General features: G+C 74.6%; 21 protein-coding genes and 1 tRNA gene. 8 read left to right on the forward strand and 14 right to left on the reverse strand.

Annotated features, from left to right (window positions below):
- Positions 1 to 25: 25 nt before the first annotated feature.
- The 9 genes from PUR61_RS26760 to PUR61_RS26800 form a co-directional block, all read right to left on the reverse strand.
- The gene (locus PUR61_RS26760; RefSeq protein WP_329881973.1) at positions 26 to 1201 is read right to left on the reverse strand and encodes an ABC transporter permease; all 1176 of its coding nucleotides are present in this window, start codon (positions 1199 to 1201) and stop codon (positions 26 to 28) included.
- Positions 1198 to 2115 (reverse strand): ABC transporter ATP-binding protein, encoded by a 918-nt coding sequence (locus tag PUR61_RS26765; RefSeq protein WP_329881974.1) that lies wholly within the window; start codon positions 2113 to 2115, stop codon positions 1198 to 1200. The genes PUR61_RS26760 and PUR61_RS26765 overlap by 4 nt, the downstream gene beginning before the upstream one ends.
- 166 nt (positions 2116 to 2281) lie before the next feature.
- Positions 2282 to 3601 (reverse strand): FHA domain-containing protein, encoded by a 1320-nt coding sequence (locus PUR61_RS26770; protein ID WP_329881975.1) that lies wholly within the window; start codon positions 3599 to 3601, stop codon positions 2282 to 2284.
- 73 nt (positions 3602 to 3674) lie between these two features.
- The gene (locus tag PUR61_RS26775; protein WP_329881976.1) at positions 3675 to 5057 is read right to left on the reverse strand and encodes a vWA domain-containing protein; all 1383 of its coding nucleotides are present in this window, start codon (positions 5055 to 5057) and stop codon (positions 3675 to 3677) included.
- A 118-nt stretch (positions 5058 to 5175) separates the two neighbouring features.
- Positions 5176 to 6567: a PP2C family protein-serine/threonine phosphatase gene (locus PUR61_RS26780; protein WP_329881977.1), complete on the reverse strand. Its 1392-nt coding sequence runs from the start codon at positions 6565 to 6567 to the stop codon at positions 5176 to 5178.
- Positions 6568 to 6570: 3 nt separating this feature from the next.
- Positions 6571 to 9156, reverse strand: coding sequence for a serine/threonine-protein kinase (locus PUR61_RS26785; protein ID WP_329881978.1), 2586 nt, complete (start codon positions 9154 to 9156; stop codon positions 6571 to 6573).
- Positions 9157 to 9161: 5 nt separating this feature from the next.
- Positions 9162 to 10529 (reverse strand): hypothetical protein, encoded by a 1368-nt coding sequence (locus PUR61_RS26790; protein ID WP_329881979.1) that lies wholly within the window; start codon positions 10527 to 10529, stop codon positions 9162 to 9164.
- A gap of 160 nt (positions 10530 to 10689) precedes the next feature.
- A complete protein-coding gene (locus tag PUR61_RS26795; protein ID WP_329881980.1) occupies positions 10690 to 11640 on the reverse strand; it encodes a glutamate ABC transporter substrate-binding protein in 951 nt (316 codons plus the stop codon).
- A 14-nt stretch (positions 11641 to 11654) separates the two neighbouring features.
- Positions 11655 to 13085, reverse strand: a complete 1431-nt coding sequence (locus tag PUR61_RS26800; protein ID WP_329881981.1) for a hypothetical protein — start codon at positions 13083 to 13085, stop codon at positions 11655 to 11657.
- A gap of 290 nt (positions 13086 to 13375) precedes the next feature.
- Between PUR61_RS26800 and PUR61_RS26805 the strand changes: the two genes are divergently transcribed.
- From PUR61_RS26805 to PUR61_RS26815, 3 genes are all read left to right on the forward strand, one after another.
- Positions 13376 to 13951: a nucleosidase gene (locus tag PUR61_RS26805; RefSeq protein ID WP_329881982.1), complete on the forward strand. Its 576-nt coding sequence runs from the start codon at positions 13376 to 13378 to the stop codon at positions 13949 to 13951.
- Positions 13952 to 14037: 86 nt separating this feature from the next.
- Entirely contained in the window at positions 14038 to 14595 is a 558-nt protein-coding gene (locus PUR61_RS26810) for a DinB family protein (RefSeq protein WP_329881983.1), read from the forward strand.
- A gap of 179 nt (positions 14596 to 14774) precedes the next feature.
- On the forward strand, positions 14775 to 16223 hold the full coding sequence (locus PUR61_RS26815) for a trypsin-like serine peptidase (protein ID WP_329881984.1): 1449 nt from the start codon (positions 14775 to 14777) through the stop codon (positions 16221 to 16223).
- Positions 16224 to 16306: 83 nt separating this feature from the next.
- Here the strand turns inward: PUR61_RS26815 and PUR61_RS26820 are convergent, their stop codons facing one another.
- Together PUR61_RS26820 and PUR61_RS26825 are read right to left on the reverse strand one after the other, a co-directional pair.
- The gene (locus tag PUR61_RS26820) at positions 16307 to 17224 is read right to left on the reverse strand and encodes a sigma-70 family RNA polymerase sigma factor (protein WP_329881985.1); all 918 of its coding nucleotides are present in this window, start codon (positions 17222 to 17224) and stop codon (positions 16307 to 16309) included.
- A 112-nt stretch (positions 17225 to 17336) separates the two neighbouring features.
- Positions 17337 to 17960 carry a cysteine hydrolase family protein gene (locus PUR61_RS26825; protein WP_329881986.1) on the reverse strand — a complete coding sequence of 208 codons (624 nt, stop codon included), beginning with the start codon at positions 17958 to 17960 and terminating at the stop codon, positions 17337 to 17339.
- 97 nt (positions 17961 to 18057) lie between these two features.
- On the opposite strand from PUR61_RS26825, the gene PUR61_RS26830 reads away from it, so the two are divergent.
- Entirely contained in the window at positions 18058 to 19023 is a 966-nt protein-coding gene (locus PUR61_RS26830) for a GlxA family transcriptional regulator (protein WP_329881987.1), read from the forward strand.
- On the opposite strand, the gene PUR61_RS26835 is transcribed toward PUR61_RS26830, so the two are convergent.
- The gene (locus PUR61_RS26835; RefSeq protein ID WP_443035241.1) at positions 19020 to 20057 is read right to left on the reverse strand and encodes a TetR/AcrR family transcriptional regulator C-terminal domain-containing protein; all 1038 of its coding nucleotides are present in this window, start codon (positions 20055 to 20057) and stop codon (positions 19020 to 19022) included. The genes PUR61_RS26830 and PUR61_RS26835 overlap by 4 nt on opposite strands.
- A 196-nt stretch (positions 20058 to 20253) precedes the next feature.
- On the opposite strand from PUR61_RS26835, the gene PUR61_RS26840 reads away from it, so the two are divergent.
- Both PUR61_RS26840 and PUR61_RS26845 read left to right on the forward strand, forming a co-directional pair.
- Positions 20254 to 21369, forward strand: coding sequence for an FAD-dependent monooxygenase (locus PUR61_RS26840; protein WP_329881989.1), 1116 nt, complete (start codon positions 20254 to 20256; stop codon positions 21367 to 21369).
- A gap of 113 nt (positions 21370 to 21482) precedes the next feature.
- Entirely contained in the window at positions 21483 to 21983 is a 501-nt protein-coding gene (locus PUR61_RS26845) for a cupin domain-containing protein (RefSeq protein WP_329881990.1), read from the forward strand.
- Positions 21984 to 22025: 42 nt separating this feature from the next.
- Here PUR61_RS26845 and PUR61_RS26850 read toward each other — a convergent pair whose 3' ends face one another.
- Positions 22026 to 22787: a hypothetical protein gene (locus tag PUR61_RS26850; protein ID WP_329881991.1), complete on the reverse strand. Its 762-nt coding sequence runs from the start codon at positions 22785 to 22787 to the stop codon at positions 22026 to 22028.
- 359 nt (positions 22788 to 23146) lie between these two features.
- On the opposite strand from PUR61_RS26850, the gene PUR61_RS26855 reads away from it, so the two are divergent.
- Positions 23147 to 24472 carry a hypothetical protein gene (locus tag PUR61_RS26855; protein WP_329881992.1) on the forward strand — a complete coding sequence of 442 codons (1326 nt, stop codon included), beginning with the start codon at positions 23147 to 23149 and terminating at the stop codon, positions 24470 to 24472.
- 70 nt (positions 24473 to 24542) lie between these two features.
- Positions 24543 to 24626, forward strand: a tRNA-Leu gene (locus PUR61_RS26860).
- A gap of 130 nt (positions 24627 to 24756) precedes the next feature.
- Here the strand turns inward: PUR61_RS26860 and PUR61_RS26865 are convergent.
- Positions 24757 to 25362 carry a TetR/AcrR family transcriptional regulator gene (locus tag PUR61_RS26865; protein ID WP_329881993.1) on the reverse strand — a complete coding sequence of 202 codons (606 nt, stop codon included), beginning with the start codon at positions 25360 to 25362 and terminating at the stop codon, positions 24757 to 24759.
- Positions 25363 to 25404 lie beyond the last annotated feature (42 nt).

The following is a 25404-nucleotide window of genomic DNA, read 5'->3' on the forward strand; positions in this document are numbered from 1 at the left end:
CGGCGCCGGCGCCGCCGCCGGAGGATCAGTCCTCCCAGCGGAAGAGCTTCCACGAGATGCCGGTCAGCACGGCGGCGAAGAGCAGCAGGCCGCCCATCGCCGGCAGCGCGTCCGTCACGCCGCCGCCCCGGGAGAGGACCGACTGGGCGGCGGTGACCAGGTGCTTGAGCGGCAGCGCCTCCGAGATCGCCTTCAGCCAGCCCGGCATGTCGTCGGTCGGGAAGAACGAGCCGGACAGGAACGACATCGGCAGCACGATGATCTGCGAGAGGCCGTTGGCTGCCTCCTCGGTCTTCGCGATCGAGCCGGCCAGCAGACCGATCGACATGAAGGCGATGGTCGCGCAGACCACCAGCGGGATGATCAGCCACCAGTTGCCGGTGAGCCGGAGGCCGAAGAACGGCGTGGTAGCCACCACCAGGAAGATCGCGGTCTGGGCCAGTGCCGTCACCACCGACACCGCGATCCGGGAGGCCACGATCGACCCGGCGCTCACCGGGGCCAGCCGCAGTCGCCGCAGCACCTTCTTCTGCCGCCAGCCGACCAGGGTCAGCGAGGCGCTGAACACCGCGCCGGTGGCCACCGCCCAGCCCAGCAGGCCGGGGGTGAGGAACTGGATCGGCTTCAGCGCCTCGTCCTCGACCTGGCTCGCGTCCAGGGTGTACGCCGGCGGTCGGCCGGACGCGGCCTGGTTGGCCTGCTGGACGACGGAGTTGACGATGCCCTGGACCGAGCCCGCGCGGACCTGGTCGGCGGCGCTGTAGCGCACGACGACCCTGCCGTCCGGCCCCTCCTTGATCATGGCGTCCAGGTCGCCCTTGCGGACCTTCTCCAGCGCGGCGGCCTCGTCGTCGCCCCGGGTGATGGTCAGGACCTTCTCCAGCCCGGCCCGGCCCTCGCCCTGCACCGCGTCCAGGACCTTGACCGCGCCGACCTGCTCCACCTTGGCGTGCGGGCTGGAGGCGCCCTTGAGGAGGGTGCCGAAGAGCAGCAGGAACATCAGCGGGAAGAGCATCACGAAGAACAGCGCGGTGCGGTCGCGGACGAACGAGACCAGCATGACCCGGGAGAGGCTCGCGAAGGCGGAGACCCGCTCGCGTTCGGCCGGTGCGCCCGCCCCGCCCGGTCCGGCGGGCGTGCCCGCCGGACCGGCGGACCGTTGGTCCGGGACGGCGGCGGACCCGGTGCGTTCGGTGGTCATGCGCGGTACTCCCGTCCGGTGAGCTGGAGGAAGACGTCCTCCAGGGTGGCGCCGCGGACCTCCAGGCCGCGCAGCGCGTTGCGCTCGGCCAGGACGGCGAGCACCGGGGCCGGCAGCCGGGTGGAGAGCGAGAGCGAGACGCCGTCGTCCTCCAGCGAGGTGATCTCCGCCCCGGCGGCGGTGAACAGCTCGCGCGCGGTGTCCACGGCCAGTTGGCCGGACTCCACGCTGATCCGGACGGTGTCGTCGATCTCGCGGACCAGCGCGGCCGGGGCGCCGGTGCGGAGGATCCGCCCGCGGTCCATCACCGAGACGCGGTCGCAGAGCACCTCGGCCTCGTCCAGGTAGTGGGTGGTCAGGACGACGGTGCGGCCCTCGGCGTTGATGTCCCGCAGCAGGTCCCAGAGGTTGCGGCGGGCCTGCGGGTCGAGGCCGGTGGTGGGTTCGTCGAGGAAGACCAGTTCCGGGCCGTGGACCAGCGCGCAGGCGATCGAGAGGCGCTGCGCCTGGCCGCCGGACATCTTGTCGGTCATGACGCCGGCCGACTCGGTCAGGCCGACCCGCTCCAGCATCGCGTCGGCGCGCTTGGGGCCGACGCCGTAGAAGGAGCCGAAGGTGCGGATGGTCTCGCGGGCCGTCAGCTTGGTGAAGAAGGCCGAGGCCTGGAACTGCACGCCGATGCGCGGCAGCAGCTTCGGGTTGCGCGGCCAGGGCGCCAGCCCCAGCAGTTCGACGCGCCCTTCGTCGGGCTTGCGGATCCCCTCCAGGATCTCCATCGTGGTGGTCTTCCCGGCGCCGTTCGGGCCCAGGATTCCGTAGAATTCGCCGGCCTCGACGGTGAGTGACACCCCGTCGACGGCTTGTACGTCCCCGTACCGCTGACGGATTCCGTCGGCGGATATTGCAGCAGTCATGGGCAGTGAGCGTACGGGCGCGGGGCAGCCTTGGGCAGAGATCCGGGGCTGATTTGATGATCATTTTTACAATGAACGCCGACCGCCCTGGCCGGACGGACGGTGACGTCCGTCCGGCCAGGGCGGTCGAGTGGCCGGACTGCCGGCCCGGGCGGGCCGGCGGGGCTCAGGCGCGGTGCAGGGTGATCGTCGTCCAGGCGCCGACGTGGACCCGGTCGCCGTCGCCCAGCGGGATCGCGGTGTGCGGGGCGATCGGCTCGCCGCCGCCGTTCACCGTGGTGCCGTTGGTGGAGTCCTGGTCGACCAGCACCCAGCTGCCGTCCGCCTGTTCGGCGAGCAGGGCGTGCTGGTGCGAGGCCCCCGGGTCCTCCGGCGGCACCGAGAGGTCGATCTCCGGCACGGTGCCGCGGTGCTGGCTGCGCCGGCCGATCCGCAGCTGGCCGCGCCCGGTCAGCGGGATCCGGCGCTCGGGGCAGTACGGCGGGAAGAACAGGCCGGCCGCCTCGGGGCCGCTGCGGGCCATCATCTCGGTGAAGTACTCGCGGTCCGCCGCGACCACCGCGAACCAGGTGCTGCGGACCTGCTCGGGGGCCTGCCCCTGCGGCGGCTGGGCCTGCTGCGGGGGCATCGGCGGGGCGAGGTGGAACGAGGTGCCGAACTCGTCGCCGCGCCGGGTCGGGCCGGGCTGGGCGTAGACCGGGCCGGAGTCCTCGCGCGGTGCGGTGCCGGGGTACGGCGCGCCCTGGTGCGGGGCCTCCTGGTAGGCGGCCTCCTGATAGGGCGCTCCCTGCGGGGGCGCGCCTTGGTGCTCCTGGTACGGCGCGCCCTGGTGCACGGGCTCCTGGTACGCGGCTTCCTGGTACGCGGGCTCCTGGTACGGGGCCTCCCGGTAAGGGGGCTCCGGGTACCCGGCCGCCTCCTGGTAGGGAGCCTCCTGGTACGGCGGAGCCGTGTGGGCGGGGGAGGGGCCCTCCGACCCGTGCGCGGGCGGCGGGTAGCCGTACCCGGCGGGCGGGCCGGGCTGCGGCGGGGCCGCCGGCGGCTGGGGGGCGGCGGGCGGCTGCGGCGGGCCGCCGTACGCCGCCGGGATGTTGAGTGGCGCCGGCGGGGGCGGCGGTGCCTGGGCGGGGACGCCGAAGGGCTGCTGGGCGCGCTGGGGCGCGGAGAGGTCGTAGTCGTACCCGCACTCCTCGCAGAACCGCCCGGTCTGCGGGCTGCGGCAGATCGGGCAGACCACGAGGCCCTCGGTGAGGTCCGGGAAGCCCCGCGGGTTCGACGGCGGCACCGCTCCGGGCGGGACGGCCCCCGGCGGGGCTGTCGGACCGCCGTACGGCGCGCCGTGGCCACCGTGCGCCCCCGGGCCGCCGGGTGCGCCGGCGAGCGTGCCGGGCGGCGGCGGTACCGGCTGCGGCGGCGTCATCGGGAAGCCGCAGAAGTCGCACCAGTCCTCGGCCTGCGACTCATGGCCCCTCGGGCAGATCGGCATCAGGTCCCCCCTCAATTCCAGCAAGCCGGGGCAGTGTCCGGCCGGGGTTGCGGCCCGGTCGGCTCGTCGGCGGTCACTTCTTCACACGGACGGTCTTGGTCGACCGGGTCTCAAGGGTCATCGAGTCGGCCTCGCTCACGTTCTTACGGAACCGAACGGTACCCTCCTTCGGGTCCACCACGTCCACCACCTTCTGCAGCAGCTTGAAGGTGCCCTCGTTGCCGGTCGCGTGGGCGATCCGGACGGCGGCGCCGAGCTTGGCGGTGGCCCGGTCGACGTCCCCGGCCCGGTGCGCCTCCAGCCCCTCCTGGATGGACGAGGCCAGCTCCGCCTGCCCGGTGTAGTGGGCGACCTGCGGGCTGATCCGGGTCGACGAGGCGAGGTCGTCGGTCCAGACCGCCTTGACCAGGCCCTGCGACAGCACCTCCGGCGTCCCCCCGGAGACCGACGGCGGCAGGACGAGGCTGATCCGGGCGGCGAGCATCTCGTTGCCGACGGCGGAGGACGGGACCTCCACGCAGACGTGGTAGTCGCGGCTCTCGTCGCCCCACGAGCCGGTCGGGTAGTCGCCGGCCCGCGGCCCGGCCTCGGTGCGGCGTTCGGTGAGGTCCTCGACCGAGGGGGCGACCTGCTTGACGAACCTGACGACCGCGTTGGCCGGCGTCCAGATCCGCAGCGCGACGTCGGCGACCTGCTTGCCCATCGCGCCGGCCATCATCGAGCGGAAGTCCTCGGCCAGGCCGGAGGGCTCGGCGACGATGTCGACGGTGCCGAGCAGCGCGGAGGAGATCCTGCGCAGCTCGTCGACCCGCCAGTCGGTGCCGACGCCCCGGCAGTCCGCCGTGAAGTGGCCGCCGACCCGCTCGATCGCGCGCTCCAGGTCGGCGGCGGTCTCGTGCTCGTTGTTGCCGTCGGTCAGCAGGATGGCGTGCCGGATGGCGATGTCGCGGCGGGTCAGGAACAGCTGGTCGGCCTTGGCCAGCCAGGTGCCCATGGCGGTGCCGCCGGCCGCGGTGAGGCGGCGCAGCGACTCCTTGGCCCGGGCCCGGGTGGCGTCCGAGGCGATGGCGAGGGTGCCGTCGCCGGGGAAGACGTCGCGGGCCTCGTGGGTGCCGGCGACCACGGCGAAGGCGACGCCGTCGCGGACGGTGTCGATGGCGGCGGCGGTGGCCTCGCGGGCGCCGCGCAGCTTGCTCGCCGGGTAGTCCATCGAACCGGAGCAGTCCACCAGGATCACCACGGCGGCCGACTGCGGGCCGGCGCCGCCCGGGCCGGCGTCGGTGACGCCGGGCGGGCGGGCGCCCTGGGTGCCGAGCGGGCGGCCGCCCGAGGTGCCGCCGCCGGTCGCGGTGACCGTCACGATGGCGTTCACCTCCCGGGCGCCGTCCGCGAGGAACTCGTTCTGGAAGATCTCCACGTCGAACCTGGGCAGGTTCGGCTTGGCCAGTGTTGCCATGGGCGGGTGGCTCCCGTCGGATGGTCGGATGGTGCGGGCGGTCGGTGGGCGTGCAGCGGGGTGGCGGGTGGCGGCGGTCCGCCGGCCCGGTCGGTGCGTGGCGTCCCGGCCTCCGGGCTCAGCTGGCCGCCGGGGGCCGGACCGGGCGCGGGGGGACGGCCGGCGGCTGCGGGGGGAGGGGCGGGACCGGGGGCAGCGGAGCGGCGGCGGAGCCGATCACCGGGATGTCCGGCAGGGTCGGGTCGTGGTCCTCGTCGTCCGCGCCCGCCGGCCCGGATCCGGCCGCGGTGATCACCGGAAGGTCCAGCGCGGTCGCGGTCCGGCCGTCCTCGGCCTCCGCCGGTTCGGCCGCCGGGGGCGGGTCGATCGGGATCACCGCGACGGTGATGTTGTCGTGCCCGCCGGAGGCGACGGCGAACTTGACCAGGGTCTGGGCGGTGGCGAGCGGTTCGGTGCGGGCGTCCGGACGGACGAAGTAGGCGAGGTCGGTGGCGGCCTCGGCGTAGTTCCAGAGTCCGTCGGTGCAGATCAGCAGCACGCCGGGGACGTGCGGGGTGAAGTCGAGGGTGTGCGGGACGACCTCCTCGGCGTCGGCGCCGAGCCAGCCGGTGATGGCGTGGGCGCGCGGGTCCGCGTAGGCCTCGGCCTCGCCCATCAGTCCGGCCTCGACCATCCGGGCGGCCCAGGAGTCGTCCTGGGTGAGCCGGAACGGCTCGGCGGAGACCCGGTCGTCCGGGATCCAGTACGCGCGGGTGTCGCCGACCCACCCGATGGTGACCCGGCCGCCGGCCGCGATCGCGCTGACGTAGGTGCAGGCGGGCGCGTTGACGTCGGGCCGGAGCGGCTTGGTGCCGTCGGTGGCCAGGGCGGCCACGGCGGCGGCGGCTTCGGCGATCGCCCGGCGCATGGCCGCGGTCGGTTCCTGGCCGGCCTCCAGCGAGCTGAGCAGCGACTCGGAGGCGGCGTCGACGGCGGTCTCGGAGGCCTGGTCGGGCCGGTCGGAGGAGGAGACGCCGTCGCAGACCACGGCCACCACGACCGGTTCGCCGCCGGGCAGCGAGGTGGCGGCGACGGTGAAGGAGTCCTCGTTGCGGTGGTGCCGGACACCCCGGTCGCTGACCCCGGCGACGCCGCCGAGCGCCTTCTCCATGTGGTCGCGGGGGCGCGGCTGGGCGCGGCCGCAGGCCTCGCAGTAGCCGTCGCCGGTGACCTGCTGGAGCCCGCAGTGTGCGCAGGCGGGTCCGCCGTGCGCAGCTGCGGCGCCCGGTGCACCCGCGGCGCCCTGGAGGCCCGGCGTGCCGTTGGCGCCCTGGGAGTTCTGCGCCGGGACGGTGGGCGTGTCGGGCAGGGTCGGTGCGTGGCCCTCGTCACCGTCCCGGGCTGCGGACCAGCTGGGCGGCATCGCGCCGGGGGCGGGACGGCCGTCGCGGCTCGCCCCGCAGGAGCCGCAGAAGACGTCCCCCGGGTCCATCGGCTCGGCACAGCTCTGGCACACGGTCTGCTGCGGCATCTCTTACACCCACGTCCTGGGGCGGGCGCGGTTGGCCCGCTCCACCATGTCGATCCTGTTCTCGGCCCGGTCGGCCAACCGGGCGAGTACCCGGTATGACTGCTCCAGGGCGAACCGCAGTTCCCGTTCCACCGCGGGCCGTCCCAGCACGCTGACCTCGCCGGTTGTCCGGCCCACGCCGGTCTCGCCGGGTGACCCGGCGGTGACCCAGCCGAGCGCGGCGCCGAGCACCTCGACGGCGAGCTCCTCGCGGCGGCGGTCGTCCAGGCGCAGCGCGGTCAGCTGCTCGGAGCTCGCGCCGAGGTCGGCGCCGAGCGGGTCGGTGGCGGGCCGCTCGCGCAGCCGGGCCCGGACGGCGGCGATCCGAGCGGGGGTGTACTGGCTGGAGGTGGCCGGCACGGACTCCAGGACGGCGACGGCGCCGGCCCGGTCCTCGTCGGCGAGCCGGACCCGGGCCAGCCCGAAGGCGGCGCTCAGGTAGCTCTGGTCGGTGCTCCACACCAGACGGTAGAACTCGGCCGCGTCGCCGCCGTCGCCGAGGAGTTCGGCGCAGGCGGCGAGGGCCAGCTTGGGGGCGGCCTCGCCGGGAAAGGCGTCGTAGACGGCGTCGAAGGCCTCGGCGGCGGCGCGCAGCGCCTCGTGGTCGGGCGCGCCGGGGTCGGCCGCAGCGGAGACCAGCGAGGTCAGGCCCCGGTACCAGACCACCCGCCAGTCGTCCGGGTACTCCTGGTCCAGTGCGGCGAGGGCCTCGACGGCCCGGGTGTGCCGGCCGAGTTCGAGCAGGGCGCGCAGCTCGCGGAGTCGGCGCTCGGCGGAGTCGGCGGGCGCGCCCTCCAGCGCGGCCAGCGCCTCCCCCGGGCCGGTGGCGAACAGGGCGGCGAGGAAGCCGGCGTTGGGGTCGGCCGGGTCGACCCGGGGGACGGGCAGGGCGAGCGCGGCGGCGGCGGGGTCGAGAGCGGCCAGCCGCAGTTCGCCGGGCCGGACCGTCGGTGCGACCAGCTCGGTGTCCACCACGCGCAGTTCGGGGCCGAACAGGGTGGAGGGCGCGGGTCGGGCCCGCCCGTCCTGGAGGGCCAGCACCTCGCGCAGGACGCCGGTGAGCTGGTCGGCCATCTCCTCGGCGGAGGCGAACCGGCGGGCCGGGTCCGGGTCGGTGGCGCGGACGAGGAAGCGGTAGTACGACTCGTAGGCGGCGAAGACCGGCACGGACTCCGGGCCGGGAAGGGTGTCCCGGTGGACGGTGGAGTAGCCCTGGAAGTCGAAGCTGAGCACCGCGAGGGTGCGGGCCACCGTGTAGAGGTCGGAGGCGGGGGAGGGGCCGTCGGTGGCGATCTCCGGTGCCTGGTAGCCGATGGTGCCGTAGATCGGGCCGTCGTCGTCGAGGCGGCGGACGGCGCCCATGTCGATGATCTTGAGCGTGTCGCCGCTCTGGATTGCGTTGTCGATCTTGAAGTCGCAGTAGACCAGCCCGCGGGCGTGCAGGTAGCCCAGCGCGGGCAGCGCCTCCAGCGCGTACGCGATCGCCTGCTCGACCGGTAGCGGCTCGCGCCGGCCGTCCGGGGTGCGGCGCTCGTTGGCGATGTCCTTGAGCGACTTGCCGCCGACGTACTCCATCACGATGTAGCCGTCGGTCGCGCCGGTGCGCAGGTCCGGGTGCTCGGCGAAGTTGATGATGCGGACGATGCTCGGGTGGTCCACCTCGGCCAGGAACCGGCGCTCGGCGACGGCCACCGCCAGCGCGTCCTCGTCCCCGGTGTCCAGCAGCCCCTTGAGCACCACCCACTTGTCGCTGACCCGCCGGTCCACCGCCAGGTAGATCCAGCCGAGCCCGCCGTGCGCCAGGCAGCCCACCACCTCGTACTGGCCGCCGACCAGGTCGCCCCGGCGCAGCTTCGGCGTGAATGAGTACGGCGTGCCGCACTTGGTGCAGAACCCCTCCGGGCGGCCCGGCGTGCCGTTCCGCTCCCGGCCCACCGGGGTGTCGCACTTGGAGCAGAACCGCTTGCGCTCCGGCACCTCCGGGTTCACCAGCACCGCCTGCGCGGGGTCGGCCGCGGCGACGGTCGGCACCGTCACGAGGCCGGCGCCCAGCCGGTGGCGGGTGCCCACGGTGCCGCTGCCCCGGCTGCTGCGCACCGAGACCGACCGGCCGCTGCCGGTCCGGGTCGAGCGGTGCGAGCGGGAGCGTCCGGACAGCGAACGGGACGAGCCGGTGCGGGTCGAGCCGGTGCGCGAGGACCCGGTGCGCGAGGACCCGGTGCGCGAGGACCCGGCGTCCGGGTCGAGGACGGCGCGCCCGGTCGGGGAGTGCGCGGAGGTGGTCCCGCCGGAGCCCTCGGGCGGCGTGAGGCCGCACTCGTCGCAGTAGCCGTCGGCGTCGATCGTCCCGGAACAGGCGCGGGGGCACGGCAGGCCCGGGCCTGCCGGGGCCCGGACGGCCTGCCGCGCGGCCGGTACGGCCGCGCCGGTGGCGGTCCTCACGGAGACGGAGGAGGTGCCCGCCGGGGCGAGGCCGCACTCGTCGCAGTAGCCGTCCGTGTCGATCGTCCCGCTGCCGGTGCACTCCGGCCGTACGCACGTCTCGCCCATCACCCTCAGCCCCCCAGTCCCTGTCCCTGTGCCGCCTGTCCGTCGACCGGCTCCCCGCCGGCCGACGCCTGTGCCGCCTCGCCCTGTGCCGGCCGCAGCGACTGCTGGAACCGGGCCACCGCGCCCGCCGCCGCGCGCAGGTCGCAGGGCGCGCTCCAGAGCAGCCAGCGCGCCTTCTCGTACCGCTCCACCACTTCCGGGTCCTCGGCCACCCGCAGCCGGGCGGCCATCGCCTTGTACGCGTCCAGGCGCCCGCGCAGTTCGGCCCGGAAGGCCAGCGGCTGGGTCACCTCGGTGAGCGACTGCCGGGCCCGGGCCAGTTCCTTGGCGGCCGCGTCCTCCAGCGCGTCCAGCAGCGGCGCGAGCCGGTACCACTGCCCGTTCTGCCGCAGCTCCAGGGCGACCACGATCCGTTCGCGCAGCGCCGAGGCCGGGCCCGGGACGGCGGGCACCTCGGTCGCGGCGATCTTCGCCAGCACCTCGCCGCGCGCGCGGCGGGCCTCGGCCAGCGTGACGTCGGCCCGCTGCAGCAGCTCGCCGACGCCCTGCAGGCGCTCCTCGGCGTCGTCGCGCAGCCGCAGCAGGTTCTCCAGCTCCAGCCGGACGCCGTCCAGCGCCCGCCCGGCCCGGTCGAACCGCTCGGTGTCCACCACCCCGGACGGGGTGGCCAGCGCGCCGCCGTCCGGGACGGTCCCGCGCTGGGCGGGGACCCGGGCCGGCCGCCAGAGCGCGAGCGGGTCGCTGCGCACCTCGGCCCGCAGCGCGTTCAGGTCGGTCTCCAGCCCGACCAGGTCGTCGCCGAGCGGGTGGCCGCCGGGGTGCACGCCGAGCGAGCCGGCCAGGGTCTGCACCCGGCGCAGCTCGGCGAGCAGCAGGTCGATCCGGGCGGGCAGCGCCGTCCAGACCGCGTCCGCGGCGGAGACCACCTCCAGCACGGTGGCGTACCAGGAGTTCATCCGGGTCATCAGCCCGTCCAGGCTGACCCGTTCGACCAGCCGGGCGGGCGCGCCGAGCAGTTGCGCGCCGTCCGGTGCGCCGCCGGGCACGGTCACCGCGTCGCCGGTGAGCAGCTCACTGAGTTCGGCGAGTTCGGGCCCGCCCGGCCGGGTTTTGCGGGCCCGGACCGCGCGGGCCGAGGCGAGCGCCTCCGAGTAGCGGTCGAACAGCGCCCAGAGCATCGGCAGGCCCTGCCCGGCGACGGACCACCGCTCCTGCGTCCGCCCGGACAGCGCGGCGCCGTCGAGCAGCCGCAGCCCGGGGTGGTCCTGGAGGGAGAGCAGCGCGGACTCGACCGCGTCGCGTTCCGCGCCGAGGCGCGCCAGCGCGCGGTCCACCTCCTCCCGGCTCAGCACCGGGCCAGCAGAAGCCGCCAACGCCCTCTCTCCTCCTCCGCCTGCTCCGTGGTTCCCTGTTCCGTGCTTCGCCGCTCCGCGGTCCCCGGCTCCGTCCCGTGCTCCGCAGGGCCTCCGCCGAGATCCGTCCCGACCCTAGCGGGTGCCTCCCGGGAGCCCGCCGTCCCGGCCCTCGGGGTCGTCACTGCGGCATCGGCCAGTAGTGCTCGGCGTCGTTCAGCAGGTACGGCTTGAGCCAGCGGTCGTACGTGCCGCGCCAGGCGCCGCTCGTGTGGTAGTCGCCGAGCACCTGGTTCACCCGGGCCGTCAGGTCGGTGCTGGTCTTCAGCATCGCGATGCCCATCACGCCCGGCCGGACCTCGCCGTCCACCACCCGGACGGTCTGGTCCTGGGCCGCCTGACTGGCCGCCAGGACGTCGTCCGTCATCGTCGCGTCGACCTTGCCCAGCTGCATCAGCACCAGGCAGTCCAGGTTGTTCTCCGGGGTGACGAGCTCCTTGATCGGGCGGTTCTTCAGCTCCTCCAGGGCCGAGGAACCGGCCGCGGCGCAGGCGGTCGTGCCCTTCAGCGCCTCGTCGAGGTTCTTCGCGGTGGACGACTTGGGCACCACCACCCGCTGGCTCATGGTGAAGTACGGCCGCGAGAAGGACACCTGCTCCATCCGCTCGCAGGTGATCGTCATCGTGCGGATGATCAGGTCGACCCGGCCCTCCTGGATGAACTTGATCCGCTCGGCGGTCGGGACCGCCTTGAGCGTCACCTTCTCCGGGTCGCCCATGATCGCGGTGCCGATCGCCCGGGCGAGGTCGATGTCGAAGCCCTCGATCTGACCGGTGTTCGGGTTGCGCGAGCCCCAGCGGTAGCTGTTCAGGTCAATGCCGATGACCAGGCTGCGCTTGGCCTTGATGGCCTTCACCGCGGGCCCGTCCTCGCCGCTCGGCGGCACGCTCCTGTACACGTCGCAGGCGCCCGCCTGCTCCTGCCGGGGCGCCGAGGCCGCCTGCACCTCCAGCGGCGCGCCGCCCGCCGGCGCCGCGCCAGGCGACCCGCTCCCGCCGAGGACCGCCGCGCCGGAGGCCAGCAGCGCCAGCGCCACCGCCGTCCGGGCCGCCCGTACCGTTGCCCTGCTCATCTTCCCGTCCCCCTCTACCGGTACTCGGCCAGTCGGCGGCCCAGCCCGCGGACCGCCGCGGCGGCCGCGAGCAGGCCCAGCACCGCGACGGCCACGGCCGCGGTGCGCAGGTCCCCGTCGACACCCAGGGCCGCGTCCCTGAACCGGCCCTCCTCCAGGGTGGCGGCCCTGGCCAACTGCTGGTCGACGGCGTTGAACGAGGCGTCGGCGGTCTTCGGCACGTCCGCCTCCTTGACCGTCACCGTCGCGTCCAGGGCGCCCTGGTAGTCGCCGTCCTTGTTCTCCAGGTAGCTCGCCGCGGTGTGCCGCTCGCGCCACTGCTGGTAGTCGAGCCGCGCCTGGTCGAGCGCTCCCCGGGCCTCCGGCGGTGCCAGCGTCTGCGCCTCCACCAGCGTGCCGCTCGGCGCGGTGCCGGGCTGGGGGTCGATCGCGACCAGGTGCCCGGAGGTCTTCGACCAGAGCTCGGCGTACTTGGCGCTGGAACCGCGCGCCACCAGGTGCAGGTTCTCCGCCAGCCGGGCGGTCAGTACGTCCACCCGGGCGGAGTTGAGCACCCGCAGGGGCGCCGCGCCCTCGCGCTCCGCGCGCCGGAGCGTGGAGCCGGCGCCGGTCGCGGCCACGGTCAGCCAGAGCACCCCGGCCAGCACGGCGGCGGTCGCGGCGAGCAGCCCCGGGTTGAACACCCGGTTGGTCCGCCGGAACAGCGCCATCTGCACCCAGACCAGCGCCGTCAGCACGATCACACCCAGCAGGTACCCGGCCCACGGGGTGGCCCGGGCGTCCGCGAGGTCGTCGGCCAGCGCCGCGTTCTCGGCCGCGATGAGCTTCTCGGCGGCCGGCAGCAGCCCGGTGCGCATCTGCTCGGAGGCGTACCGCAGGTAGGCGCCGCCGAGCGGGAAGCCCTGCCGGTTCTCGGCCCGCGCGTTCTCCACCAGCCCCGCGTACACCGGGACCTGCTGGTTGAGGGTGGAGAGCCACTCCTGCGCGGGGGAGGAGGTGGTGGTCCGGGCCGCCGCCTCGGAGATCAGCCGGGACGCCGTCCTGAGGTCCTGCTCGTAACGGGCCCGGACGGCCCTCGGCTCGGCGCCCGCCAGCAGGAAGCCGGTCGCCGCGGTGGTGTCCGCGTCGGCCAGCGAGAGATGGATGTCGGCGGCAGCCTGGCTGAGCGGCTGGCTGTACCCGACGACCCGCTTCGCGGCCTGCGCCCGGGAGTTCAGCTGGGCGGCGGTGAGCGCGCCGAACGCCAGGGTCAGTACCGCCAGCAGCGCCCCGGCCAGCCGCAGCCGGCCCGGGGCCGTCCGGGTGGCCTGCCCCAGCCGGGCGATCGGCCCGGCCGCCACGGCCACCGGACCCGGGCCGCCGCGCCCCGGCACGACCGCTGATGAACCGTCGGGCCGCCCCGGTGCGAGCGCGCCCGACCCCTTCGTACGAACCGGTGTCGCCACCAGCCTCACCCTCCCCTGTGGCCCGCACCCGCATTCGGGACCCGGCCGTTGCCAGCAGTATGGCCGTCACTCCCCGCGGCCACACCCGAGTTGCGCCGATCTTGAGCTTCTCCGTACCGCTGCGCGCCGCCGGACCGGGTGTCTCCCGGGCCCCGGGCCCCCAGGGTGCGGGGCGGGCGGCGATCGGGTCGACGCGGGAAGCACCCTATGCGGTTCCCCGGACAGTCGGAGGGCTGGGGTCCACTTGTGCCGGTCCGGTGACGGGGGCAGCCGCTCCGTACGATGGCGGCATGCGTCTTCTGGGAACGATCTCCGCCGACCGTCCGCTGCTCGTCGTCGCCGTCCGGGAGGAGGCCGCCCACCTCGGCGACCGGCTCCCGGTCCTGCTGACCGGCATCGGCAAGCTCAACGCGGCCGCCGCACTGGCCACCGTCCTCGCCCGGGAGACCCACCCCTCCGAGGTGGTCAACCTCGGTACCGCCGGAGCCCTGCGCCCCGGCTGGGAGGGCACCCACACCGTCACCCAGGTGATTCAGCACGACATCGACACCCCCGCCCTGTTCGCACTGACCGGCCGGACGTACGGCGCCCCCCTGGTCGTCGGCAAGGGCGACGGCCCGGTGCTGGCCACCGGCGACCTCTTCGTCTCGGACCCGGCCGCCCGTGACCGGCTGGCCGAGCACGCCGACCTGGTCGACATGGAGGGCTACGCCGTGGCGACCGTGGCCCACCGTGCCGGCGTCCCGGTCCGCCTGGTCAAGCACGTGAGCGACGAGGCCGGCGACGGTGCCGCCCACACCTGGCGCGAGTCCGTCGACACCTGCGCCCGTCACCTCGCCGACTGGCTCCACGGCCAGGGCTGGTGAGGACCGGTCGGCTCCGCCGGGGCCGTCGGGCCGGTGCCCGTGGTGAGGGTGGCGGCGCGACCGGCGAATCCGCGACCGGCGAATCCGTGACCGGCGATTCCGCGACCGGGGACGTGGCGATCGGGAGGTCGGCGGACGAAGGCCGTGCGGGCGGGCGGGCCGACCTGCGCCCGCCGGGGGTCGACGCCGACGAGCACACCACGCTGCTCACCTTCCTGGACTACCTGCGCGCCTGCGTGATCGCCAAGACGGACGGCCTGTCCGACGAGGACGCCCGGCGGCCCGGGGTGGCGTCCGGGACCAGCCTGCTCTGGCTGGTGCGCCACCTCACCGCCGTCGAACTGAACTGGTTCCTCTGGGCGTACCGGGGTGACGACGTCGAGCTGTGGGACGACGAAGCGGTCTCGCCCGGCGACGAGACGGTGGCGGAGTCGGTGGCCGCGTACCGGGAGGCGATCGTCCGGGCGAACGCGGTGATCGGTGCGGCGGCGGAGCTGGACCGCCCCGGGGTGCGGTCGCTGCGGCCCGACGGCGAGGCGCCGTCGATGCGTTGGCTGCTGGTGCACATGATCGAGGAGACCGGGCGGCACGCCGGGCACGCCGACATCCTCCGCGAGCAGCTGGACGGTGCGGTCGGTCGCTGACGGCCTCCGGCCGCGACCCGCCGTACCCTCCGTGCCCTCCGCCCGCGCGGGTCCCCGCCGTTCCCGCCGTCGACGGGGCGGGTGGACGCCTCGCTGACGGTCAGTGGAATACTCCCCCGCGCACCGTCGGCGCCGTTACGGCGGCGCCGTGCGTTTTCACACAGGGGGATCAGAAGTTCATGTCATCGTCAGGTAGAAATGCCCGTCGCTCCGCTCGCACCGCGGGGAGTGCGCTGGGGGCGTCCGTTCTCGCGCTGACCCTGCTCACCACCGCGGCCTGCGGTCCGGAGAACAGCTCGGCCGACGTCGCCGTCACGGCCGGCGCGCAGCCGAACCTCGGACTGCCGGCCAATCTGGACGAGCTGAAGAAGTGGAAGTTCGACGACTGGGAGAAGTGGGCGAAGGACTACGCCCTCCCGGCCGCCGCCAAGGGCTTCTGGACCTTGGACAAGCTGCTCAAGGCCAAGCCCGACGAGCCGATCGCGCCGCCGGCGCCGCCCACCGCGCCGCCGGCCCAGCCGCCCGCCCAGCCCACGCAGCCCGCCCCGCCGACGCAGGCCCCCGCCCAGCCGACGGCGCCGGGGGCGCCGTCCGTGCCGTCCGCACCGGGCACCAAGCCGCCGGCCGGCCAGCCCACCCAGCCGGGGCACCCGACCACCCCGGCGGCGCCGAAGCCGTCCAGTACCCAGCAGCCGGCCTCGCAGGCCCCGGCGCCGCCGGCCCAGCCGCCCGCCGCCCAGCCGACGCAGGCTCCCGCCCAGCCGGGACAGCCGTCCCAGCCCGCCCAGCCCGCCCAGCCGGCCGACAACGGCAACGACCCGCTGCCCAAGACGGTCAACGCCCAGCCCCTCCCGCACCCGTACACCAAGCTCGGCGTGCACGGGAAGCTGTTCGCCGACGAGCCGGGCAGCGGCGCGGCCGCCGCCGGCGGGCTCAACCACTTCCAGTGCTCCGCCACCGTGGTCGCCGACCCGGCCCACCCCGGCAGGAGCAACCTGGTCTGGACCGCCGGCCACTGCGTCCACCAGGGCCGGGGCGGCGCGTTCTTCAGCAACCTCTCCTTCATACCGGCGTTCAACAGCAACGGTGCGCTGAGCGGGGGCAAGCAGGCGGACGAGTCCCAGTACGCGCCGTTCGGCATCTGGAACGCCACCCAGGCGGTGACCTCCCCGCAGTGGAAGGCGGAGGGCGGCAAGGGCGGCGACCCGGCGACCCACTACGACTTCGCGATCATCCGGGTGAAGCCCGCCGACGGCGCCAAGTCGCTGGAGGAGACGGTCGGCGGCGCGGTGCCGGTCTGGTTCAACGCCCCGCGCGAGCAGCTGACCATCTCCGAGTACGGCTACCCGGCGGCCGCGCCGTTCGACGGCATGGAGCTCAACCGCTGCGAGAGCGGCCGGCCGTCCCGGCTGTCGTACGAGCCGAGCCGCCCGCCGATGCACGCCATCGGCTGCACCATGACGGGCGGTTCCAGCGGCGGCGGCTGGCTGGCGGTGAAGGACGGCCGACCGGTGCTGGTCAGCAACGTCTCGGTCGGCAAGCACACCGGCGAGCCGAAGTTCCAGGCCGGCCCCTACCTGGACGACGTCGCGGCGGGCGCCTACGACTTCCTCTCCAGGAAGGGCTGAGCCCCGCAGACCGCCGACGGCCGCCCCTCGCACCGGACTTCCCCGGGCGGGGGCGGCCGTCCGCCGCCCGGACGCCGTCGGCCCTACGCGCCGAACGCCGCCAGGTCCAGCGCGGCGAGCCGCTCCGGGTCGCTCAGCACGTCGATGGCCGCGATCGTGCCGCCGACCACCGTGAAGGCCATGATCGAGACCGGCCGTCCGTTGGCACCGACCACCACGACCCCCGCCGCGCCGTTGACGAGCGCCGGGCGCGCGTACGGCGAGAGGCCGCGGAACATGACCGCCTGGCCGGCCACCGTGCGGGCGCCGTTGAGGACCACCGGCCGGCGGTCCCGGCCGGCCGAACCGTCGGCGCGCAGCACCACGTCCGGGGCGAGGACGGCGAGCAGCGCGTCGAGGTCGCCGTCCCGGGTGGCGGCGAAGAAGGCGTCGACGGCCACCCGCTGCCGGGCGAGGTCCCGGTCCGGGGCGGGCGCCTGCCCCTGGACCTTGCGGCGGGCCCGGCCGGCCAGCTGGCGGGTGGCCGCCCCGGTCTTCTCGATCAGCGGCGCGATCTCGTCGAACGGCACCGCGAACAGGTCGTGCAGGACGAACGCGACCCGCTCGGCGGGCGACAGCGACTCCATCACGACCATCAGGGCCAGACCGACCGAGTCGGCCAGCAGCACCTCCTGTTCGGGGTCGACGGCGTCCGCGCGCCCGATCAGCGGGTCCGGTATCCGGGGCACCTCGGCGACACCCGCCTCGGCCCGCGACTCGAAGGACTCCTCGCGCCGCCGGGCGCGCGACCGGAGCTGGTTGAGGCAGATCCGCCCGGCCACCGTGGTCAGCCAGCCGCCGAGGTTCTCGACGTCGGTGGTGTCGGTTCGGTCGTACCGCAGCCAGGTGTCCTGGACGGCGTCCTCGGCCTCGCTGATCGAGCCGAGCATCCGGTAGGCGACGGCCCGCAGATGGGGCCGGTGCGCCTCGAAGAGTTCGGCCGGCAGTGCTTTCTCGTCCACCCGTGTCACATTCCTTCGTCGCCGTGGGCCGTCGCTCCGGAACCGCGCGACCCGGCGGCTCCGACCGGAAGATCAACTTCCGGCGGGGCGGCGAAGTGCCCGACGGCGGCGGTCAGGACCGGCCGGCGGTCACCGGCCCGCCGGTCCTCGCCGCCGTCACCACCGACTCCGCGGTGACCACCTTGGCGAACCGCATCGCGTGCAGCACCGCGCCGGTGGCCCGGGCCAGTTCGGCGGCCGGGACGGTGACCCCGTCGGGCCCGGCCATGTCGAACGCGTGCATCGCGTCGATCGGGAAGACCGCGTCGTACCCGAGGTTGCCGGCCATCCGCGCGGTGGTCTCGTTGCAGACGTTCGTGATGATGCCGACGATGACGACCTGCTCCGCGCCCCGCTCCTGGAGCCAGGCGTGCAGGTCCGGCGTGCCGTAGAAGGCGCTGTTCACGGTCTTGGTGATGTGCAGGTCCGGTTCGACCGCCGCCACGAAGTCCTTCAGCTCGTGGCCCGGGGTGCCCTCCGCGAGCGGCCCGGTGGGGGAGACGTGCTGCACGGTCACGATCGGCCGTCCGGTGGCCTGCCACACGTCGATCAGTTCGCCGATCCGTCGTTCGGCCCCGGGGTTGTCGCGTTCGCCCCAGAACGCGGTGTCCTCGAAGCCCTTCTGGACGTCGATGACCACGAGGACGGAGTCGGGGGCGATGGTGAGCGGGGCGTCGAAGGCGCTGGTGTTCGTCATGCGTCCATCGTGCGGCGGCCCCTCCCGGCGGAGTGAGGGGCGGTGGGGCCACCCATCGATATGATCCTGCCAACCGGCAGGGAGAGGGTGGACGGTCGTGCGCACGGTGGGGTGTCTGGTCTTCGACGGCGTCCGGGCCTTCGACTACGCGGTGATCGGGGAGGTCTGGGACAACCGGCCGAGCCGGCCCGGACTGCCCGACTTCGAGCTGCGGGTCTGCGGCCCGGCCGGCGCCCGGGTGCGGCTCGGCGGCGGCCTGGAGCGGGTGCCGGACCACGGCCTGGACGCGCTCGCCGAGTGCGACCTGGTCGTCGTCCCCGGGATGGAGCGGCCGTACGAGCCGCGCGACCCCGCCGTGCCCGCCGCGCTGCGCGCCGCGCACGAGCGCGGCGTCACCGTCGCCTCGCTCTGCGCGGGTGCGTTCGTGCTCGCGGAGGCGGGGCTGCTCGACGACCGCCCGGCCACCACCCACTGGGCGCTCGCAGGCGAACTCGCCCGGCGCTTCCCGGCGGTGGACGTCCGGCCCGAGGTGCTGTTCACGGGCGAGGGGCGGATCTGGACCTCGGCGGGGGTGGCGGCCGGCATCGACCTCTGCCTGCACCTGGTCCGTGCCGCCCACGGCGAACGGGCCGCCGCGAGCATCGCCCGCGCGATGGTCACCGCGCCGTTCCGCTCGGGCGGGCAGGCGCAGTTCATCCCGTCCCCGGTCCCGGAGGACGGCGGTGCGGACGGGGACGACCCGCTGGTCCGGGCCCGCGCCGAGGTCCTGGCCGCGCTGGACTCCCCGTGGACGGTCCGCCGGATGGCCGGACTCGCCCTGATGTCGGAGCGCTCCTTCGCCCGCCGCTTCGTCGCCGCCACCGGGACCACGCCGCTGCGCTGGCTGCTGGAACAGCGGGTGCTGACGGCCCAGCGGCTGCTGGAGGAGACCGACCTGCCGGTGGACACGGTCGCCGTCCGCTGCGGCTTCGGCTCGGCCGTCTCGCTGCGCCCCGCCTTCACCACCCGGGTCGGCGTGGCCCCGCGCGAGTACCGCCGCGCCTTCCGGGGCCGGGAGCTCTAGGCCCGGGGCCGGCCGCCACCGGTGATCCGGGCCGCCCGGGCGGCTCCGGCGCTCTCGATCCGGGGCGTCAGGCCGTCCAGGAGGTTGGCCAGGCCGAACTCGAACAGGGCGTCCAGGTCCAGGTCGTAGCCGCTCGCGAGGTCCGCCATCAGGCGGGTGAAGACCGGGAAGCGGCCCGAGTCGGCGAGCGGGCCGAGGGCGGGGACCCGGCTGTCCGTCCACTGGTCGGCGGTGACGCCGGTGGAGGACTGGGCCTGTGCCTCCCGCTCCAGGTTGACGGCGATGCCCTCGATGTAGCTGTACAGCAGGACGTGGACGTCCATCATCGTCGTGGGGTCCAGGCCGTGGCCGTCCAGCGCGGCGAGCGCCCACTCGGCGTGGGCCAGCAGGTTGGGCAGCATCAGCGGCCGGGTGACCGGGCTGAGCTGGGCGAGCCAGGGGTGACGCCGGAACAGCGTCCAGAGGGTGCGGGCGCCCAGTTCCAGGCGGGGCCGCCAGCCGGCGGGCGGCTCGGCGGGGTAGGAGGCGTCGCCGAACGCGGCGTCGGCGGCGAGCAGGACGAGTTCGTCCTTGCTGGTGACGTACCGGTACGGGGACATCGCCGAGACTCCGAGCCGGGCCGCCACGGCGCGCATCGAGAGGGCGGGGAGGCCTTCCGCATCGGCCAGGTCGAGGGCGGCCCGGACGATCCGCTCGCGGCTCAACTCGCCTTCCTGCGGGTGTTGGTGCCGAGAGGGCTGGTGCGGACGCGCGGGAGCCGGTGCGTCGGCCCCGGTGGCCGTGGTCGTCGCGGAGGGCGTGGGGGGCGTGGCCACCACGGTGCCGACCCGGGGGAGAGCCTCCACCAGGCCCTCCAGGCGCAGCACGGTCAGCGCCTTGGTGGCGGTGGCGAGGGCGACGCCCCACTCCTGGGCGATCCGTCGGGTCGAGGGCACCCGCTCGCCGGGCGAGAGCTCCCCGGTGCTGATGCGCCGCCGCAGTTCGGCGGCGATGCGCTGGAAGGGGGGCGGGGCTGTGTCCGGTGCCACGGGCAGGGCTCCTCGGGTGAGGTTTTTCGTGGGGGCGGCCGCCCTGTACTAGCTCAGACCCTAGCAGCGCCGATGGCGGTCCCGGCCGTGCTGTCCTAGCTCAGAACTGGGCTCAAGCGGCGGGGACGGCGCTTGCGGCGCCCTGAATTTACGTCGTACATTCAGGGCGCTTACAGCGTACGAATCCGAACAGGGAGCACCCGTGAAGACCGTCCTCATCTCCGGTGGCGGAGTCGCCGGCACCGCGCTCGCCCACCTGCTGCACCGCAACGGCTTCGCCCCGACGGTGGTCGAGCTGGCCCCCGGCCCCCGCGCCGGCGGCCAGGCGGTCGACATCCGGGGCGTCGCCCTCGACGTGGTCGAGCGGATGGGGCTGGGCGAGCAGGTCCGTGCCGTCCGGACCAGGATGCGCGGCATGTCCGTCGTCGACGCCGACGGCAACGAGGTGCACCGCTCCACCGAGGCGACCTACAGCAGCGGCCGTCTGGACAGCGGTGACGTCGAGCTGCTGCGCGAGGACCTGGTCGCGATCCTGACCGAACACGCCTCCGGTGAGGCCGAGTTCGTCCACGGCGACAGCATCGCCGCGCTCCGCGAGGACGAGCACGGCATCCACGTCGCCTTCGAGCGCGGGCGGCCCCGCACCTTCGACCTGGTGGTCGGCGCGGACGGACTCCACTCGCGGGTCCGCCGGCTGGCCTTCGGCCCGGAGGGGCGGTTCCTGCATCCGCTCGGCACCCACGTCGCGATCTTCGAGGCCGACAACTTCCTCGGCCTGGAGGACTGGCAGGTGTGGCACCGCGACGGGGAAGCCGGCTACGGCGTCTACCCCGTGCGCGACAACCGGGAGTTGCGGGTCACCTTCGGCTGGAGGAGCGAGGAGCCCGTCGAGCGGGACGGCGATGCGGCGCGGACGCTGGTCGCGGAGCGGATGGCGGAACTCCGCTGGGAGACACCCCGGCTGCTGGCGGCGCTGCACCGTTCGACCGGCTTCTACGCCGACGCGATGGCGCAGATCCACCTGGACCGCTGGTCCGCGGGCCGCGCGGTCCTGCTCGGGGACGCCGGGTACTGCGCCTCGCCGCTGTCGGGCCAGGGGACCGGCCTCGCCCTGGTCGGCGCCCACCTGCTGGCCGACGAACTCGGCCGGGCCCGCGCGGCCGGGGAGGGGCACGCCCCGGCCTTCGACCGTTACGAGCGGCGGATGCGCCCGTTCGTCGACCTCAACCAGGCGCTCGCCACCGAGAACCCGGGCGGCCCGGCGTCCGAGGAGTCGGTCGGGCGGGCGAAGAACGCGATCTCCCTGGACGCGAATTGACCCATGATTCCGACGGCCGAATGCACCATGTTCCTGGTCGCATCCGACATTAGAGTGATCATCACGAGGTCGCGGCAGGGAGCCGGGACCGCCCGATCCGGGGGAGCACCACCGTGACCGCCAGCCCGCTGAAGCCGCTGCTGACCCGCGCCGCCACCGCCGAGACCACCAGCGACCCGAGCAGCGTCATGACCCTGCTCGCCGACTGCGGGACCGACGGCAGCCCGATCACCAGCTACCGTTCCTCCTTCGCCGAGGGGGCCGTCGGCGCCCCGGCCCACTTCCACACCCGGGCCTCCGAGCTGTTCTTCGTCATCGGCGGCGCGCTCCAGGTGCTGGTCGAGGACACGGTGGAGACCCTCGGCGCGGGTGACTTCCTGCTCGTCCCCCCGCACGCCCCGCACGCCTTCGCCGCCGCACCCGGCTCCGCGGCCGACGTGCTCTTCGTGTTCACGCCGGGCATGCCCCGCTTCGACTACTTGCGGCTGCTCGGCCGGGTGATGCGCGGCGAGGCGAGCCCGCAGGAGATCAAGGACTCCTCCGAGCTGTACGACAACCACTACGTGGACAGCCCGCTGTGGCGCGCCACCCTGGAGGCCGCGGCCGGCGAGTGACCTGCCGGGAAACGCCTTCGGTCCCCGGGCCGGGCTCCGGCGTCAGTCGCGGGCCGGGCGGCTGCGGCCACGGGCGCCCCGCCGCGCGTCCGGGCGTCGTCGCGCACGCGCCGACGGCGGCGGCGGTGCGGGTCCCGGCCGGGCGGCCGGCGGCAGGCCGGGCGGTACGTCGGGCCGCGCGTCGGGAGGTGTGTCGGGAGGTCCGGGCTCGGGGTCCGGGCGGTGCCGAATCCGCAGTTCCACCGGGACCGCGGGGGAGAGCGCCGCGCGCAGCTCCCGATGCAGGGCGTCGGCGTCGGTGTCCGGCGGGAGCGACTTGGGCGCCAGCCGGTGGCGGGCGAACTGCGCGGTCAGGGTGACCGTGAGGGCGGCCGGGCGCGGGTCGTCCCCGTGGGGCGCCTCGGGCGAGCGGTCGATCCGGATCCGCCGCAGTTCGGTGACGGGCATGGGGCGCCCGACCCGTGCACCCCGGACGAGGGCGACCGTGGCCGGCCCGTCCGCGGGGGCGAAGCGGAGCCGGTGCACCTCGTGGAAGGCGCTGCGGGTGAGGAACGCCCACCCGGCGACCGCCGCCGCGCCACCGATGAGGGCGGCCACCGACCAGACCGGCCCCCATCCCGTGCCGGTGAGGAGCATGAGGACCGCCATGGGGCCGGAGGCGAGCGCGCCGACGAGGAACAGTGCGGGTACGGCCAGCGCCGACCCGAGCGAGGTCGTGAACGCGTAGCGGAGGGAACCGCCGCGCTCCCAGAGGACGAGGTCGAGCACGTCCGGGTCCGAACGATCGATCCGTACCGGCTGCATGACGCAACGTTAGGTCGGATTCGCCGGTCGGTGGAAGTGGGTGCCCGGCCGTCCGCCGGACGCGCGCGGCCGGGGCTGCCGGGGCCCGGCGGGACCGTCCGGACCCGCCGGGCGCGCCATCGGCCCCGGGGGCGGGGGGATGAGCCGAACCCCACCCCCCTGGGGGGCTCGGAGGAATGCCGGACTCCGGTCGGCTCGCCCCCGCCTCCCTCCGAAGCGGTGATTTTCCGCTCCTGACCGGTCCGTTCGGATCGCTTTCGACCAGTACCGGTCATGTTCTGGTGCGCTGTGTGATCGAGCCGTTACAGTCGCCCATCGTATGCGGATGATCTCCATTGGATCGGACTGAGGCGGTAGCCGTGGCACAGGAATCCAGGATCGACGTAGCCCTCGCACTCAAGGAGGGGCAGGCGGAGCCCGGTTCGGCGGAGGTGGCGGAACTTGCCGCCACCCTCGCACCCGAGGTGTGGTTCGCCGGTGCGCTGGAGCGTTCGGAGGGTGGCGGCCGGCAGGCCGACGTGGTCTGGGATCTGAGCGGCACCTACAAGGACAAGACCGCCCGCGGCAAGGCCGCGGTCTACTACGCCAACCCGAAGCTCGGCCTGCGCCGGCCGTTCGTCTTCGCGGACGGTTTCAACTACGGCCCGAGTGACCTTCCCGGCCTCTTCGCGTACTTCAACACCCCGTACGACGGCAAGCAGGGCCTCTTCGACCAACTGCTCGGCCAGGGCATCGACGTGGTCCTCCTCGGCTTCGAGGAGCGGCACACCTACATCCAGGCCAACGCCGAGGTCGCGATCGACGGCATCCTCCGGGTGATCGCGGAGCGCGTCGGCGACGAGCGGCTCACCGTCGGAGGGGTGAGCATGGGCGGCATCGTCACGCGCTTCGCGCTCGCCAAGCTGGAGACCCAGAAGGTGGATCACCAGACCCGGACGTACCTCTCCTACGACTCGCCGCACAACGGCGCCTGGATCCCGCTGATCCTCCAGCAGCTGGCGTACTTCTTCGAGGACGTCACCCCGGCCGGCCCCGACGGGGTGAAGCAGGCCGACCTGATCCGCAGCCCGGCCGCCCAGCAGCTGCTCTGGGCCTGGGTGGAGAACTCCAAGTACTCGGGACCGGTGGCCACGTCCAGCCCGCTGCGCAAGGAGTTCCTGGAGGACCTCCGGCGGTTCGGCGACTACCCGGCCGTCCCGCTCAAGCTCGGGGTCTCCAACGGCCGGCGCGACGGGGTCGGCCTCCCGCTGCCGGCGGGCGAGGTGGCGTTCGACTGGCAGGCCCTGATCGCCAGCGCGACGGCCCGGTTCCAGGCGGACAGGGGCGAGAAGCAGAAGATCGGCGGCATGCACCTGGGCCTGGCGGTCCGCCGCAGCACGACCACCGACGTCCCCGCGCTGGACGGGGCGCCCGGTGGCACGCTGGACTCCTTCGGCAAGGTCGCGGACGCGCTGAAGGCGAAGATCTCCGACGACTTCCGCAGCGGGACGTTCGTGCCGTCGGTCAGTGCGGCGGCGCTGGCCTTCGACCCGGTGACGTGGGACGTCGTCCCGACGCTGTCCATCACCGACGCCGACCTCGAGAACGGTCACCTGGACGAGGTCGCTTTCGACACGGACAACCACGAGCACAGCCACATCTCCGGCGGCCTGATCGACTGGATCGTGGCGCGCGTCGGGCGCTGACCTGGCACGCCTCGCCGAATTGGTTCGAAGCACCCCTGCGCATGGGCTATGGTTTACCCATCACCCAGATGCGCGGGTGGCGGAATAGGCAGACGCGCTGGATTCAGGTTCCAGTGCCCGAAAGGGCGTGGGGGTTCAACTCCCCCCTCGCGCACATTGGTCAACCGACCCGGAACGGCCGGTCGAACCGACTTCACGTCGGATCGACCGGCCGTTCTGCTGTCCGGGCGCGGCTGGGCAGGGCAGGCCCCGGAGGTCGGGGATCGGCCCCGGGGGTCGGTGCCTCAGCCCGCGGCTCCTCCCCGCAGGCCGTCCAGCACCATGTCCGCCAAGCGCTCCGGCAGGTCCGGCTCGATCGGGCGGTGGCCGAGCAGGGACCGGGTCTGGAGCGGGGAACAGAGGAGCTCCAGCGCCAGGGCCGTGTCGGTGCCCGCGGGGAGTTCCCCGCGGGTGACGGCCCGGTCGACGATGGCGCCGGCCTGGTCGAGGCGGGACTGCCAGAAGGTCTGCCAGGCCCCGGCGAGGTCGGGGTCGTCGGAGCTGAGTGAGGCCGCCCGGGCGACGGAGCGGCCGGCCGGGGTGGCGAGGTACTCGGCCAACGCGCGGGCGAAGGCGGCCAGGTCGGTGCGGACGGCGCCGGTGTCGGGGACCGGGACGCCTTCGCTGCTCCCGGTGAGCACGGCGTCCAGCACGAGCTTCTCCCGGGTGCCCCAACGCCGGTACACCGTGCTCTCGTTGACCCCCGCGCGGGCCGCGACCGCGGCGATGCCGAGCCGGGCGACGCCCTCCTCGGTCAGGATCTCCAGGGCGGCCGTCAGGACGGCCCGGCGGACGCGCTCGGCGCGGCCGCCCGGGCGGCGGCGGATCGGCTCCGGTGCTTCCTCGGTCATGTGTCGATCACCTCGGCCACCACCTTAACGCAGGTCTGCTTG

The organism is Streptomyces sp. BE20 (genome assembly GCF_036322525.1).
Taxonomy (GTDB): Bacteria; Actinomycetota; Actinomycetes; order Streptomycetales; family Streptomycetaceae; genus Kitasatospora.